Origin of the sequence: Marinobacter sp., from assembly GCF_041690455.1 — a bacterium.
Lineage (GTDB): Bacteria > Pseudomonadota > Gammaproteobacteria > Pseudomonadales > Oleiphilaceae > Marinobacter.
Genome location: NZ_JAWLHI010000018.1, coordinates 13,493 through 28,326, shown reverse-complemented (window position 1 = coordinate 28,326; position 14,834 = coordinate 13,493). Strand labels below are relative to the sequence as shown.

The following is a 14,834-nucleotide window of genomic DNA, read 5'->3' as shown; positions in this document are numbered from 1 at the left end:
TAACAAACTTTTGCAAGTGATCGACGTCCAGGTTTGTGATCTCGCTCACGGCCACAGGTCCAGAGGCGTCTTGCTTTCTTCGCCCGGAACCTCTCTGACCAGTTTCGGAACCAGGAACCCGGGCAGCCGTTTGAGCAACTCCCGCACCAGCTCGCGGGCCTCATTATCACCCACATCAAAGTGATGTGCACCGGCCACCGGGTCGAAAGCATGCAGGTAGTAGGGCATCACCCCGGCTTCGAACAGGGTTTCGCTCAGGTCCTCAAGGGCGTCCGCCGTATCATTGACGCCCCTGAGGATCACGCTCTGGTTCAGGAGTATGGCTCCGGCCGAATGCAGGTAACCCAGGGCCCGGCGGGTCGGCTTGTCGATCTCGGCCGGGTGGTTGATGTGCAGCACGATGACCACCTGCAGCGGCGAGCTGCTGACCCACTTGAGCAGGGCGTCGCACACACGCTGGGGAATCACCACCGGCAGCCGGGTGTGCAGCCGGATCCTTCGGATGTGGGGCACCTTGGCGATATCCGCCGCCCAGCGGGCCAGCAGCCGGTCATTGACCGCCAGGGGGTCGCCCCCGCTGAATATGACCTCATTGATCTCGGGGCTGTCCCCAAGCGTGCGCAGTACCTGGTCCCGGTCCTCAGGGGTGAGACGTTGCTCTTCGTAGGGGAAATGCCGGCGAAAGCAGTAACGGCAATTGATGGCACACTGGCCGGTTACCATCAGCAGCGCCCGGCTACGATACTTCCGGATCATCCCGGTGGTCTGGATAGCCCCATCTTCATGCAGAGGATCCCGGATGAAACCGGACACCTCGGCCGCCTCGTCCATTCGCGGCAGCACCTGGCGCAGCAGTGGGTCGTCAGGGTTTCCGGGCGTCATACGGGCGATAAAGGGCTCCGGAACCCGGATCGGAAACAGCCGGTGTCCGGCCCGCGCGCCCTCAAGCCAGGTTTCGGTGGGCAGATTCAGTCGCTCCAGCAGTGCCTCGGGCGTGGTCATCGAGGCAGACAGCAGCTCCTGCCAGCTTCGGGAATCCTGTTCACAGATGTGGGCTTCTATACGGGCGGGGGTTCGCTGTATCATAGCGACCTTTGAAATTTTAACGACATTGTGTCAGGTGGACATTTCATGGCTTCATATTCTACCAACGAATTCCGCGGCGGTCTTAAGGTTTTACTGGATGGCGACCCCTGTATCATGCTCGAGAACGAGTTTGTAAAACCGGGCAAGGGCCAGGCCTTCAACCGGGTAAAACTGCGGAACCTGATGACCAACCGCGTCTGGGAGCGGACCTTCAAGTCCGGTGAGAGCCTGGAAGCGGCCGATGTGGTCGAGCTGGAAATGGAATACCTGTATTCTGACGGCGAATTCTGGTACTTCATGATGACCGACGGTTCCTTCGAGCAGTACCCGGCGAGTGAGAAAGCGGTTGGCGATACCGTCAAATGGCTCAAGGAGCAGGACAAGTACACCGTCACCTTGTACAACGACGCGCCCCTGTCCGTGACCCCGCCGAACTTTGTCGAGCTGGAAGTGGTGGATACTGATCCGGGCATGAAAGGCGACACCGCCCAGGGCGGCTCCAAGCCGGCGACCCTGTCCACCGGTGCCGTGGTCAACGTGCCCCTGTTCATCACCATCGGTGAAGTGCTGAAGGTCGACACCCGGACCGGCGAGTACGTCAGCCGCGTCAAGAGCAGCTGATCCGGCATGACTGATCAACCTGTCTGGCAGCCCGCTGCCTCGCAGGCTGCCCTGAAAAGCCGCGCACAACAACTGGAGTTTGTGCGCGGCTTTTTTGCGCAAAGAGGGGTACTGGAAGTCGAAACCCCGGTGTTGGGTCGCAGCGGCGTGACCGATGTGAACCTGGACGGAATCCGGGCGCAGGTATCCGCCTCCGGCATCGAGGGTGGCTGGCTGCAGACGTCTCCGGAATACCACATGAAACGCCTGCTGACCGCCGGGTCCGGCCCGATCTATCAGGTGTCGAAGGTATTCCGTAATGGTGAGCGGGGCCGGCGCCACAACCCCGAATTCTCGATGCTGGAATGGTACCGGCCGGGGTTCGATGACCGGGAGCTGATGGCCGAGGTTTCCGACCTGGTGTGCGGCTGGTTGGGCTGCGAGCAACCGGAGGTCCTGTATTACCGGGATGCCGTAAAGACCTGGGCGCACGTGGACCCGCTCGAGTCCACGGAGCGTGAGCTGATGCGCCGCTGCGAGGAATGGCTGGAGCCTGAACAGCTGGCAGGGCTGGGGCGGGATGGTTGCCTTGACCTGCTGATGAGCTTTGCAGTCGAGCCGAATCTGGGCATTGAGCGCCCGGTGTTTATCACCGGCTATCCGGCTTCCCAGGCGTCACTGGCACGGGTATCGGAACACCGGGGGCACCTCGTCGCGCATCGCTTCGAGTTGTATGTCCGGGGGCTGGAGCTGTGCAACGGCTACTGGGAGCTGACCGATCCGTTCGAGCAACGGCGCCGGTTCGAGGCGGATAACCATCAACGCCGATTGTCCGGAAAACCAGAAATGCCGATCGATGATGCCTTTCTGGCGGCGCTGGAGCAGGGCCTGCCGGACTGCGCCGGGGTGGCGCTGGGGCTGGACCGGCTGCTCATGCTCAAGCTCGGAACAGCCGATATCTCGGACGTGCTGGCCTTCCCCTTCGAACGCGCCTGAGTTCAGGCCAGTTCGCCGAAGGCCTCGCCCATGCGCACGGTCTTGCCGGCGACCTGATCATCGTTCCAGCTGACAGCACCCTTGGGCATCACCATGATCACTGTGGAGCCCAGTCGGAACCGGCCCATCTCCTCGCCCTTGGCAAACTCCCGGGCCTGCTCTCCCTCGTACTGGAAGTCGGTTACCAGACCGTTGCCCGGCACCACCACGCCGGACCAGGTGGTCTCGACACTGCCAACAATCATCGCGCCCACCAGCACCATCGCCATGGGGCCGGCATCGGTATCGAAGATGCAGACCACCCGCTCGTTGCGGGCAAACAGGTTCGGCACGTGCTCCGCCGTCACCGGATTCACCGAAAACAGCTTGCCGGGGATGTGCACCATCTCCCGCAATTTGCCCGCCATGGGCATGTGGATACGGTGATAGTCGCTGGGGGCGAGGTAAATGGTGGCAAACTCGCCTTCGGAGAATGCTTCGGTGCGCTCCAGGTTATCGCCCAGCAGCTCATTGAGGCTGAAAGACTGACCCTTGGCCTGGAACACCCGGTCACCGGTCACCTGGCCCAGCTGGGAAATCTTGCCGTCCACTGGGCTGACAAGGGTCTTCTCACCCTCGGCAATGGGACGAATGCCCGGTTTCAGCGCCCGGGTGAAAAACGCATTGAAACTCGGGTAAGCGGTCGGGTCCGGCTCCGCAGCTTCACTCATATCCACGCCATAGCGGCCGATAAACCACTTCACCACACGGTTCTTCAAAGCCGGATTGCCGTCGCTATCTGCAAACCGACCGGCAAGACGTGAAACAGCCAGCTGCGGAGTGAGGTACTGGCTCAGAACGAACAGTTTATCGAGCATCAAAACGAACCCTTTACTTGAGAAGGCGCGCAGTTTAGCAAAACGGCGTAGGGGTGTAGAAACGGTTTTGCCGCTTTGCGACTCAGTCTACCCTCAGGCCCCGGGCCTGCTGCTCGGCCATGTCCGCCAGAATCCGGTGAAAACTCTTCAGCCGCTCCGGACTGATCCGCCCGTCCGCGGCCGCCGCCTCCAGGGCGCACCCCGGATCCCCCATGTGACGGCAATTCCGGAATTTGCACATGCCGATCAACTCCCGGATCTCCCGGAAACCGTACTCGATCTCCTGCGGCGTCATGTGCCACAGCCCGAACTCCCGGATACCCGGCGAATCAATCAAATCGCCACCGAGGGGCAGATGGAACAACTTGGCCGTCGTGGTGGTGTGGATACCCTTACCGGTACTCTCCGAAACCGCCCCCACCCGAAGCGATTCCCCCGGCAGCAGCGTCTGGATAATCGACGACTTGCCGACACCAGACTGACCTACAAACACACTGGTCTGATCCTTCACCAGCGCCGCAACCTCAGGCGCCGGCTCATTGCCCGATTCAGCGGCCGACGTATGCACAACCTCATAGCCCAGGCTCTCATACCGGGAAAGCAGGGTTTCAATCTGCGCCCGGTTCTCATCGGTAATCAGATCCGTCTTGTTCAGCAGAATCACCGCCGGAATATCGCTGGTCTCCGAAGCCACCAGGTACCGGTCAATCAGGTTGTCATGGGGCTCCGGCTCCGGGGCAATCACCAGAATGATGTGATCAATGTTTGCCGCCACCGGCTTCAGCGCCCCGAAATTGTCCGGCCGCTGGAGCAGGTTCTGCCGGTCACAACGGGCGACAATCACCCCGGTCTCACTCTTGCCCTTGCGCCAGATCACCCGGTCGCCGGTCACCAGACTGTCGATATTGGCCCGGACAAAACATCGGAAAACCGTTCCGGCGTCGTCGCCCTCCAGGGCCTCCACATCCAGCTGCTGACCATAGTGGGCGATGATCAGACCTTCCTGCTCCGGCCCCAGCTCACCGGCCTCGGCCTGCTGTTCAATGACCTTTTCCTTTTTGGCAGCACGGGCAGCCCGTTCCTGCTGGATCTTCTTGATCCGCCATTGTTGCTGTTTGTTCAGTCGCCGTTTTGCCATAAATGATAAGAGAGATCCCGTGAAAGTTCTTTATCGTCCGTGCCATCATACTGGAATCACTTATTGGTCGCTGTACTATGACGACCTTTCGTTTTGAATACACCTCGTATGTTCAGGGCGGCGGTGGGGTTTTCCTCCCGGGAATGTTGAAGGCCAGGGATGGCCTGAAACAAGCGCACATGGACGTGCTCGTAGCGGTTCCCGGGAGGAAAACCCCACCGCCGCCATGCACCGAAACTTGAAGGCTAGGGGAAAAAGAGATGGCAGAAGGCAATCACCTGGTTTGGATCGACCTGGAAATGACCGGCCTCGATCCGGAAAAAGAACGCATCATAGAAATGGCCACCATCATCACCGATGCAGAACTCAACATCATCGCCGAAGGCCCCGTCATCGCCGTCCACCAGCCCGACAGCCTCCTCGAGGCCATGGACGAATGGTGCACCAACACCCACGGAGCCAGCGGCCTCACCAAACGGGTCAAAGAAAGCACCATCACCGAAACGGCAGCCGAACAGGAAACCCTCGCGTTCCTGAAAAAACACGTGGGCCCCGGCGAATCCCCCCTGTGCGGCAACAGCATCGGCCAGGATCGCCGCTTCCTGGTGAAGTACATGCCGGAACTCGAGGCCTTCTTCCACTACCGCAATCTCGACGTCTCCACCGTCAAAGAACTGGCCCGCCGCTGGCGCCCCGACGTACTCGACGGCGTGAAGAAAAAAGGCAGCCACCTGGCACTGGACGACATCCGCGACTCCATCAACGAACTGCGCCACTACCGCGATCACTTCTTCAAACTGTAAGCCCGTGCCGGCGTAACGCCCAGTGCACATGCTCACGGACCATCTCTGACGGATGGTCCGCCCGCTGCTTCAAGGCTTCCACTACCGGAATGGTGGTGGGCGCGTTGCCCAGACCGACCGCCAAATTCCGGAGCCAGCCTTCGTAACCGGTGCGCCGGATCGCCGACCCCTCCGTCCGCTTCAGGAACTGCTCCTCCGTCCACAGGAACAACTCCGCCAGCGAACTGTTGTCCAGCCCGTGCCGGGGCTGGAAATCCTGCTCTGCCGTTGGCTTGCTGAACTTGTTCCAGGGGCAGACCAGCTGGCAATCATCGCAGCCGAACACCCGGTTACCCATTTTCGGGCGCAATTCCTCCGGAATCGAACCTTTCAGCTCAATGGTCAGGTAACTGATACAGCGCCGGGCATCCAGCAGGTGAGGGCCGACAAAAGCGTCCGTGGGGCATACCTCCAGACAGGCGGAACAACTGCCGCAGTGCTCCGTTTCGAAGGGCGGATCCACGGGGAGTGGTGCGCTGGTAAAAATCTCGCCCAGGAAGAAAAACGACCCGGCCTTCGGGTGAATCAGCATGTTGTTCTTGCCGATCCAGCCCAGCCCGGCCCGTTGGGCCAGGGCCCGCTCCAGCACCGGGGCGCTGTCCACAAAGGCCCGGTACTCGAACCCGCTGACGGCCTCGTCAATCCATTTCGCCAGGGTGGCCAGGCGTTTGCGCATCAGCTTGTGATAGTCCCGCCCCAACGCGTAGCGGGTCACGTAGGCGGTTTCCCGGTCAGTGAGCGCTTCTTTCGGGTTATCCGGCGCCGGCAGGTAATCCATCCGTACCGAGATGACCCGCGCCGTGCCGGGCACCAGCGACGTCGGCGTGTAACGCTTGTCGCCATGATGCCCCATGTATTCCATCTCGCCCTGGTATCCCTCGGCCAGCCAGGCCTGCAGTCGGTCCGCGTGGGGGCCGGTTTCCGGCAGGGTAATGCCGGCATCGGCAAAGCCCAGCTCCCGCGCCCATTGCCGGATTTTACCCGGCAAATCATCGAGTTCGGGCGGTGCTGGTGGAGTTTCTTTCGGCTCGGTCATGGCTGCAATGTCAGCGGGCGTGGTCCGGGTGGATTCACTGCGGAAGTTTAATTTGATTAAGTTATGACCTTTTTCACTGTTTTGCTATGCTTTACAGGTATCTGGCCAATTTTCTTAAACCGGTTTCTGTAACGGGAGCTCAGGCTCATGCCGCCCATCTCTGCGCACAGTCTACCAGACGACCTCTATTCCGCCGATGCTGTGCGGCAGATGGACCGCTACGTGATTGACGAACTGGGCGTGGACGGTTTCGAGTTGATGCAGACTGCGGCGCACGCGGCTTTCCGTCGACTGGTCCGGCGTTGGCCCGACTGTGGCCCCGTGCTGGTGCTGTGTGGTGCGGGCAATAACGGCGGTGACGGCTACCTGGTGGCAGCCAACGCCAAGCGGCACGGGCTGACCGTGTCCTGCATTGCCGTAGCCCCAACCGAAAAACTTGCCGGCGATGCCCGCAAGGCCTGGCAGAAGGCCGTTGATGATGGCGTCGAGGTTCGTGAACTGTCGACGATTGATGAGTCCGCACTCGATGCCTCGTTTGAGCATGCCGGCCTGATTGTCGATGCCCTGCTCGGGACCGGTGTTTCCGGAGCCCCCCGGGAGCCGTTTGCCGGTGTCATTGCCCGTTGCAATACCAGTGGCGTACCGGTGCTGGCGGTGGATGTGCCGTCGGGTCTGAATGCGACCACCGGGGTTGCCGACGGTGATGTGGTCCGGGCAACGATGACGGTTACCTTTATTGGCCTCAAGTCCGGGCTGTTCACCGGGCATGGGCCGGCGGTATGTGGCGAGGTTGTGTTTGACTCGCTGGGTACCGAAAACGACATTGATGGCAGTGGCCAATTTCCTGTGGCCTGTTTGCGGAACTGGGAGGCTGTGGGGCACTGGCTGCCAGAACGTGCGGCGAACGCCCACAAGGGGCGGTTCGGGCACGTGCTCATCATCGCCGGGGACCGCGGGTTTGGCGGCGCCGGGCTGATGGCGGCAGAAGCTGCCGCCCGTTCCGGGGCTGGCCTGGTTTCGCTGGCAACGCGCCCGGAGCATATCTCGGCGGCACTGGCCCGCTGTCCTTCGGTGATGGTGCACGGTCTTATTCACGGCTCCGAACTGTCACCGCTGCTTGAAGCAGCGTCGGTTGTCGTGTGCGGACCGGGCATCGGCAAGAGTGCCTGGGGGCAGCAGATGCTTCAGCAGGTGCTGGCCAGCGACAAGCCAAGAGTGCTGGATGCCGATGCCCTGAACCTGATGGCTGCCCGGGTCGCCGTGCCCTCGGACCATCAGGTGCTGACACCGCATCCCGGTGAGGCCGCCCGCTTACTTGGCTGCACCGTTGCCGAAGTCGAGGTTGACAGGATGGCGGTGGCGCGCAAACTGCAGTCCGTCTTTGGTGGGGTGGTTCTGCTCAAGGGGGCGGGAACCGTGATTGCCTCCGGTAGCCAGACGGTGGATATTGTCAGCGGCAGTAATCCGGGAATGGCCACCGGTGGCATGGGTGATGTCCTGGCGGGGATTCTCGGGGCCATGTGCGGTCAGTTGGATGATCTGGCCCGGGCAACGGTCCTGGGGGCCTGTGCCCATCTGGCAGCGGCTGACCGGGCCTCTGAATCCCGCGGCTACATCGGGCTGATCCCCGCCGATGTGATCGATAATCTGCCGTCGGTTTTCCGGCGGATTGAATTTACCGATACTCAGAAACGGGAGGATGGATGACGATTTACGGTAACGAACGCCGCCTGTTTCTGGAGGGCGAGGCGGAGACTGAAAAGCTCGGTCAGGAACTGGCCCGTCTGGTCATCGAGTCCGGCCAGGGGCTGACGGTATTCCTGGACGGCGACCTTGGCATGGGCAAGACCACCCTGAGCCGGGGTGTCATGCGTGGCCTCGGGCATGAGGGGGCGGTAAAGAGCCCCACCTATACCCTGGTGGAACCCTACGAGCACCTGAAACCGCCGGCCTACCATTTTGATCTGTATCGCCTGGGCGATCCGGAAGAGCTGGAGTACATGGGTATCCGGGATTATTTTTCCGGAGACAACCTGTGCCTGATCGAATGGCCGGAGCGGGGCAAGGGTGTCCTGCCGGAGCCGGATCTGGAGATCCACCTGGAGCGGGAAGGGGACGGCCGGTCCGTGATTATCCGGGCCCGTTCGGCCCAGGGTGCCCATTTGATGAACGAGCTCGAACTGGTCGGTCCGGAACACTGACCGCCGGTGATAGCTGATATTTTGCAGGTAAGCGGTATGTTCAAGGGAAAACGCAGCCTTATCAAATTGCTGGCGCTGGTCACAGCCTGGGCCCTGGCATGGGGAGCGGCAGCTGGTGACCGTGTCGAGGGTGCGCGGATCTGGCCCGCGCCGGACCACACCCGCCTGGTGCTGGACGTGACCGGCCCGCTGCAACACAACATCTTCTCCCTGAGCGGGCCCTCACGACTGGTGATCGACCTGAGCAACGCCTCGCTCAGGGCCGACCTGGACAACCTTGATCTCTCAGGTAGCCCGATCAAGCGCATTCGCAGCGCGCCGCGGAACGGTAATGACCTGCGGGTGGTGCTCGATCTCAAGAGCGATATCAAGCCTCGGAGTTTCCAGCTGGAACCCAACCAGCAGTATGGCCATCGACTGGTGGTGGACCTGATCGATGAGAATGGCAGTCGGCTCGAACGGGCGACCCAGCCGACGGTGACCCAGGATTCGGGTGGCAAGCGGGACGTGATTGTGGTGATTGATGCCGGCCATGGTGGCGAGGATCCGGGCGCGATCGGCCCGAGGGGAACCCGGGAAAAGGACGTGGTCCTGAAAATGGCGAAAACCCTTGAGAACCTGATCAACAAGCAGCCGGGCTACACCGCCAAGCTGACCCGAACCGGTGACTACTACATTGGATTGCGGAACCGGACGCTGCTGGCCCGGAAGTATAATGCCGATCTGTTTGTGTCCATTCATGCCGACGCCTTCCGCACACCGCAACCGAAAGGGGCGTCTGTCTTTGCCCTGTCCCAGCGAGGAGCTACCAGTGAGACTGCCCGCTGGCTGGCGCGAAGCGAGAATCGCTCCGACCTGATCGGTGGCACCGGCGGTGTATCCCTGGACGGGCGGGACGATATGTTGGCAGGTGTTCTTCTGGACCTGTCCATGACCGCCAGTATCAACGCCAGCCTGGGCGTGGGCAGCTCGGTGCTGGGCAAGCTGGACCGGGTCGCCAAGTTGCACAAGCCGGGCGTGGAGCAGGCGGCGTTCGTGGTGCTGAAATCGCCGGATATCCCATCCATTTTGGTCGAGGCAGGCTTTATCTCCAATCCCCAGGAAGAGAAGAACCTGGCGACGGACTGGTATCGCAGCCGGTTGGCCAGCGCCATCATGGACGGAATCGAGGATTATTTCCGCAAGACGCCGCCGCCAGGCACGTTGCTGGCCTGGCAGAAGCAGAACGGCAAGGGTGGCAATGACGTCAGTCAGTACCGGATCCGGCGCGGGGATACCCTGTCCCAGCTGGCCAAGGAAAACCAGATTTCCGTTAACGAGTTGATGCGATTTAACGGCTTGAGTGATGACCGTGTTATGGTAGGGCAAACCATTCGTATCCCCGCATCCTGAGTAAGAGGTTTTCCCGAAACATGCCCCACATTCATTTGCTCTCTCCCCGGCTGGCGAACCAGATAGCCGCGGGGGAGGTGGTGGAGCGTCCCGCATCGGTGGTCAAGGAGCTGGTCGAAAATGCCCTGGATGCCGGTGCCAGCCGGGTCGATATTGAGATAGAGCAGGGCGGTGTCAAGCTTATCCGTGTCCGTGATGACGGCAGTGGCATCGAGGAAGATGACCTGCCTCTGGCCCTCAGTCGCCACGCGACCAGCAAGATCACCAGTCTCGATGATCTCGAAGCCGTTGCTTCCCTCGGGTTCCGGGGCGAGGCGCTGGCCAGTATCAGTTCCGTGTCCCGACTGACCCTGACGTCCCGAACCGAAAATCAGGAAGCCGCCTCCCGGGTGGAAGTCGAGGGCCGTGAAATGGATGCCCGGATTTCTCCCGCGGCGCATCCGGTCGGGACCACCGTGGAAGTCCGGGATCTGTTCTTCAACACGCCGGCCCGGCGAAAATTTCTTCGTACCGAGAAAACCGAGTTCAATCATGTCGATGAGTGTATCCGTCGCCAGGCCCTGAGCCGGTTTGATACCGGTTTCACCCTGCGGCATAACCAGCGCGTGGTGCAGAGCCTGCGACCGGCCGAATCTGCGCTGGACCGGGAACGCCGTATCGGGGCCTTGTGTGGCCAGCAGTTTATCGACAATGCCGTGGTCATTGATGCCGAGGCTACCGGGCTGAGGCTCTGGGGATGGGTAGCGCTGCCCACGTTTTCCCGCAGCCAGGCGGACCTGCAGTACTTCTTCGTCAACGGCCGGGTGATCCGGGACAAGCTGGTGGCCCATGCGGTGCGCCAGGCCTATCGCGACGTGCTGTACAACAACCGTCACCCTGCCTTTGTGCTTTACCTGGAAGTGGATCCCGCCACCGTCGATGTGAACGTGCACCCCACCAAGCACGAAGTGAGGTTCCGGGACGGCCGTCTGGTCCACGATTTTATCTTCCGGACCCTGCACCGGGCGCTGGCGGATGTCCGGCCCGATGACCACTTGCGCGGCGCAGTGGCCCAGTCCTTTGGCCGGGAGGCTTCAGCCCAGCCGGCGGGTCTGGAAAATTCCGGCACCATGAACCCGCAGCAGGGCTGGTCTTACCCGCCCCGGGAGAATGCCGGTCATGGTGCCGCTCCGCCTTCCGGTTTCGGTGGGAACCGGCCGCCGGAGCCGCAGCAGGAATGGCGGGCCAGTGACCAGATGGCCTTCTACCAGTCCCTCAACGCCGGTGGCGGGGTGACCGCCGAGTCCTCTCCCGGTTCGGCCGGACTGGCTCAGGTGCAGGCGACGCCGCCCGCCGACAGTGAGGAGGAGCCACCCCTGGGCTATGCCATCGCCCAGCTGCACGGAATCTATATCCTGGCCCAGAGTCGTGCCGGCCTGATTGTGGTGGACATGCACGCGGCCCACGAACGCATCACCTACGAGCGGATGAAGCGGGCACTGGCTGAGCAGGACCTGAAAAGCCAACCACTGCTCGTGCCGGTATCCATGGCGGTCAGCCAGAAAGAAGCTGCACTCACGGAAACCCACGGCGAAGGGTTGCAGCAACTGGGCCTGCAGATAGAGCGAATCGGGCCGGAAACCCTGGCGGTCCGGCAGGTGCCGGCACTTCTGCGTGGTGCCGATGCCGAGCAGTTGGTGCGGGATGTGCTGGCTGATCTGATCGAGCATGGCCAGAGTGATCGGGTCGAGGCCGTCACCCATGAACTGCTGGGCACCATGGCCTGCCACGGCTCGGTCAGGGCAAACCGTCAGCTGACCATCCCGGAGATGAATTCCCTGCTTCGGGATATGGAGGCAACCGAGCGGAGCGGCCAGTGCAATCATGGTCGTCCCACCTGGACCCTGGTGACCCTGAGCGAGCTGGACAAGCTGTTCCTGCGCGGGCGTTGAGGGAGTCCTGATGACGACCAGTGATGCACCGGGCAAGCACCCGCCTGCCATTTTCCTGATGGGACCAACGGCCTCGGGCAAGACCGACCTGGCTATCGCCCTTTGCGAGCACCTGCCCTGCGACATCATCAGTGTCGATTCCGCCCTGATCTACCGGGGTATGGATATCGGTACCGCCAAGCCCTCCGCCGAAGAGCTGGCCCGGGCACCGCACCGGCTCATCGATATCTGTGATCCTTCGGAGAGCTATTCCGCCGCCGACTTCCGCCGCGATGCCCTGGCTGAAATGAAGAAAATTACCGAAGCCGGGCGCATTCCACTGCTGGTGGGCGGCACCATGATGTATTTCAAAGCCCTCCTGCACGGCATGTCCGGGCTGCCATCTGCGGATCCTCAGCTGCGGGCCCGTCTGGAACGGGAGGCGGCGGAGAAAGGTTGGCAGGCTCTTCATGACGAGCTGAACGAAAAAGATCCGGTAGCGGCGCGCCTCATCCACCCCAATAACCGGCAACGACTGTTGCGGGCGCTGGAGGTGATCCGGCTGACCGGCAAACCGATCTCGGCGTTCTGGCAGGCGCAAAAAAGAGCGTCGGGTGGTTCGGAAGTCGAGGATTACACCTATTTCACCCGGTGGCAGGCAGACGAAGGGAGCGCTCTGCCGTATACTATAACGCAACTTGCAATCGCACCCGGTGAGCGCAAAGTGCTTCATGAGCGGATAGAACTGCGTTTCCACCGAATGCTGGAGGCCGGTTTTCTTGATGAAGTCCGGGCGCTCATGGCCCGGGGCGACCTTGATCCGGAACTTCCTTCCATGCGTTGTGTCGGTTATCGGCAGGCATGGGAATACCTCGCCGGTGACAGTGAGCACGATGAGTTTGTGAGCAAGGGTGTTGCTGCCACCCGCCAGCTGGCGAAACGGCAGCTCACCTGGTTGAGAAAATGGTCCGATGTCCACTGGCTTGACAGTGACGATAAACTGGTTGTCCAAAAAGCCTTGAAAAAGCTCGGACTTCGCACCACATTAAAATCTGAATAACGACGATCTGCATCTACTAAAAAACAGGAGAACACACATGTCAAAAGGGCACTCCTTACAAGACCCTTACCTCAATGCATTGCGCAAGGAGCGCATCCCGGTTTCCATCTTTCTGGTCAACGGTATCAAGCTTCAGGGCCAGATTGAGTCTTTCGACCAGTTCGTGATTTTGCTGAAAAACACTGTCAGCCAGATGGTCTACAAGCACGCAATTTCCACTGTGGTCCCTGCCCGCAATGTTCGCATTCCGCAGCAGGCTCCGGGAGGAGAGGGCGAGTCTGAAGACTGATACAGCCGCTTTCCCGGTATTGCCACCCGCGTTTCCGAAGAGCCGTCCCGCGGCTTCAGGTGCGCGGGTGTTTGTTTTTCTGAGGGGTCGATTCTGATGACCCGGGAGTCTGTGCAAGTTGTTTGAGCGTCCTGATGTCGGCGAGCGGGCGGTTCTGGTCCACATTGATTTTACCGCCTATGAGGATTCCGAAGACCTGGAAGAATTCCGGGAGCTGGTAACCTCTGCCGGTGTAGAGCCGGTGGCTGTAGTCACCGGCTCGCGCAAGCAGCCGAGTCCGCGTCTGTTTGTGGGTGAAGGCAAGCTGGAAGAGATCCGTGATGCCATTACTGCCTCCGAGGCGGATGTGGTGCTGTTCAATCATGCCCTGAGTCCCAGTCAGGAGCGTAATATCGAGCGTGAACTCAAGTGCCGGGTGCTGGATCGCACCGGAGTCATTCTCGATATCTTTGCCCAGCGGGCCCGGACCCACGAGGGCAAGCTGCAGGTAGAGCTGGCCCAGCTCGAGCACATGTCCACCCGGCTGGTTCGTGGCTGGACCCACCTGGAGCGGCAGAAGGGCGGTATCGGCCTGCGGGGGCCCGGTGAAACCCAGCTGGAAACCGACCGCCGCCTGCTGCGTGAGCGAATCAAGTCCATCCACAAGCGCCTGGAAAAAGTCCGCAGGCAGCGGAACCAGGGGCGCCGTGCGAGGCACAGGGCCGATATTCCCACCGTCTCGCTGGTGGGTTACACCAACGCCGGCAAGTCCACGCTGTTCAACCGGCTGACCACTTCCACGGTCTACGCCGCCAACCAGCTGTTCGCAACCCTGGATCCCACCTTACGTCGACTGGAACTTCCGGACATTGGTCCGGTCGTATTGGCGGACACGGTCGGATTCATCCGGCACCTGCCGCACAAACTGGTGGAAGCCTTCCGGGCAACCCTGGAAGAGACCACCGAGGCCAGCCTTCTATTACACGTCATCGACTGTCACGATGGTCGTCGGGACGACAACATCGAGCAGGTTGAAAACGTTCTGGCTGAGATCGGAGCGGACGAGATTCCCGTATTACAGGTGTTCAACAAGATCGACCTGCTGGACGGATTCACACCCCGTATCGATCGTAATGAAGAGGGTGTTCCGGTGCGTGTCTGGGTGTCCGCGGTAAGCGGAGAGGGGCTCGACATCTTGTTTGACGCGATTGTTGAGCGTCTGGCCGAGGACGTGGTGCACCATTTCGTACTGCTCGGTCCCGCTGACGGAAAGCTTCGGGCCTTGCTGCACGAAGCCGGCTCCGTGCTCAGTGAAGAGCACCGGGAGACCGGTGACAGCGTGGTGGAAGTCCGGCTGCAGAACCGTGACTGGCTCCAGTTGCTGAGCAGGGCAGGCGTGAAAGAATATGAGATTCGCCTTGAAAACAGCCACGCCTGAAAGCGTAAAC

14 protein-coding genes are annotated in these 14,834 nt (G+C 61.1%); 10 read left to right on the top strand and 4 right to left on the bottom strand.

Going from position 1 to position 14,834, the window contains the following annotated elements:
• Positions 1-45: 45 nt before the first annotated feature.
• Positions 46-1,086 carry an EF-P beta-lysylation protein EpmB gene (gene epmB, locus ACESMW_RS06260; protein WP_372986201.1) on the bottom strand — a complete coding sequence of 347 codons (1,041 nt, stop codon included), beginning with the start codon at positions 1,084-1,086 and terminating at the stop codon, positions 46-48.
• A gap of 45 nt (positions 1,087-1,131) precedes the next feature.
• On the opposite strand from epmB, the gene efp reads away from it, so the two are divergent.
• Positions 1,132-1,707, top strand: coding sequence for an elongation factor P (gene efp, locus ACESMW_RS06255; RefSeq protein WP_372986200.1), 576 nt, complete (start codon positions 1,132-1,134; stop codon positions 1,705-1,707).
• A gap of 6 nt (positions 1,708-1,713) precedes the next feature.
• Positions 1,714-2,682 carry an EF-P lysine aminoacylase EpmA gene (gene epmA / locus ACESMW_RS06250; RefSeq protein ID WP_372986199.1) on the top strand — a complete coding sequence of 323 codons (969 nt, stop codon included), beginning with the start codon at positions 1,714-1,716 and terminating at the stop codon, positions 2,680-2,682.
• Positions 2,683-2,684: 2 nt separating this feature from the next.
• On the opposite strand, the gene asd is transcribed toward epmA, so the two are convergent.
• Together asd and rsgA are read right to left on the bottom strand one after the other, a co-directional pair.
• Positions 2,685-3,539, bottom strand: a complete 855-nt coding sequence (asd, locus tag ACESMW_RS06245; protein WP_372986198.1) for an archaetidylserine decarboxylase — start codon at positions 3,537-3,539, stop codon at positions 2,685-2,687.
• Between the two features lie 82 nt (positions 3,540-3,621).
• Positions 3,622-4,677: a small ribosomal subunit biogenesis GTPase RsgA gene (gene rsgA, locus ACESMW_RS06240; RefSeq protein ID WP_372986197.1), complete on the bottom strand. Its 1,056-nt coding sequence runs from the start codon at positions 4,675-4,677 to the stop codon at positions 3,622-3,624.
• Positions 4,678-4,937: 260 nt separating this feature from the next.
• On the opposite strand from rsgA, the gene orn reads away from it, so the two are divergent.
• On the top strand, positions 4,938-5,480 hold the full coding sequence (orn, locus tag ACESMW_RS06235; protein ID WP_372986196.1) for an oligoribonuclease: 543 nt from the start codon (positions 4,938-4,940) through the stop codon (positions 5,478-5,480).
• Here orn and queG read toward each other — a convergent pair.
• Positions 5,470-6,555 carry a tRNA epoxyqueuosine(34) reductase QueG gene (gene queG, locus ACESMW_RS06230; protein WP_372986195.1) on the bottom strand — a complete coding sequence of 362 codons (1,086 nt, stop codon included), beginning with the start codon at positions 6,553-6,555 and terminating at the stop codon, positions 5,470-5,472. The genes orn and queG overlap by 11 nt on opposite strands.
• A gap of 147 nt (positions 6,556-6,702) precedes the next feature.
• Between queG and ACESMW_RS06225 the strand changes: the two genes are divergently transcribed.
• The 7 genes from ACESMW_RS06225 (at position 6,703) to hflX (ending at position 14,824) form a co-directional block, all read left to right on the top strand.
• Positions 6,703-8,262 carry an NAD(P)H-hydrate dehydratase gene (locus tag ACESMW_RS06225; RefSeq protein WP_372986194.1) on the top strand — a complete coding sequence of 520 codons (1,560 nt, stop codon included), beginning with the start codon at positions 6,703-6,705 and terminating at the stop codon, positions 8,260-8,262.
• Positions 8,259-8,756 carry a tRNA (adenosine(37)-N6)-threonylcarbamoyltransferase complex ATPase subunit type 1 TsaE gene (gene tsaE, locus ACESMW_RS06220; protein ID WP_372986193.1) on the top strand — a complete coding sequence of 166 codons (498 nt, stop codon included), beginning with the start codon at positions 8,259-8,261 and terminating at the stop codon, positions 8,754-8,756. The genes ACESMW_RS06225 and tsaE overlap by 4 nt, the downstream gene beginning before the upstream one ends.
• A gap of 36 nt (positions 8,757-8,792) precedes the next feature.
• Entirely contained in the window at positions 8,793-10,148 is a 1,356-nt protein-coding gene (locus tag ACESMW_RS06215) for an N-acetylmuramoyl-L-alanine amidase (protein ID WP_372986192.1), read from the top strand.
• A 20-nt stretch (positions 10,149-10,168) separates the two neighbouring features.
• Positions 10,169-12,079 carry a DNA mismatch repair endonuclease MutL gene (gene mutL, locus ACESMW_RS06210; protein ID WP_372986191.1) on the top strand — a complete coding sequence of 637 codons (1,911 nt, stop codon included), beginning with the start codon at positions 10,169-10,171 and terminating at the stop codon, positions 12,077-12,079.
• A gap of 10 nt (positions 12,080-12,089) precedes the next feature.
• Complete coding sequence (gene miaA / locus ACESMW_RS06205) at positions 12,090-13,118, top strand: tRNA (adenosine(37)-N6)-dimethylallyltransferase MiaA (RefSeq protein ID WP_372986190.1); 1,029 nt, start codon at positions 12,090-12,092, stop codon at positions 13,116-13,118.
• Between the two features lie 37 nt (positions 13,119-13,155).
• Positions 13,156-13,407 carry an RNA chaperone Hfq gene (gene hfq, locus ACESMW_RS06200; protein WP_008170056.1) on the top strand — a complete coding sequence of 84 codons (252 nt, stop codon included), beginning with the start codon at positions 13,156-13,158 and terminating at the stop codon, positions 13,405-13,407.
• Between the two features lie 118 nt (positions 13,408-13,525).
• A complete protein-coding gene (gene hflX / locus ACESMW_RS06195) occupies positions 13,526-14,824 on the top strand; it encodes a ribosome rescue GTPase HflX (protein ID WP_372986189.1) in 1,299 nt (432 codons plus the stop codon).
• The last annotated feature ends 10 nt before the right edge of the window (positions 14,825-14,834 follow it).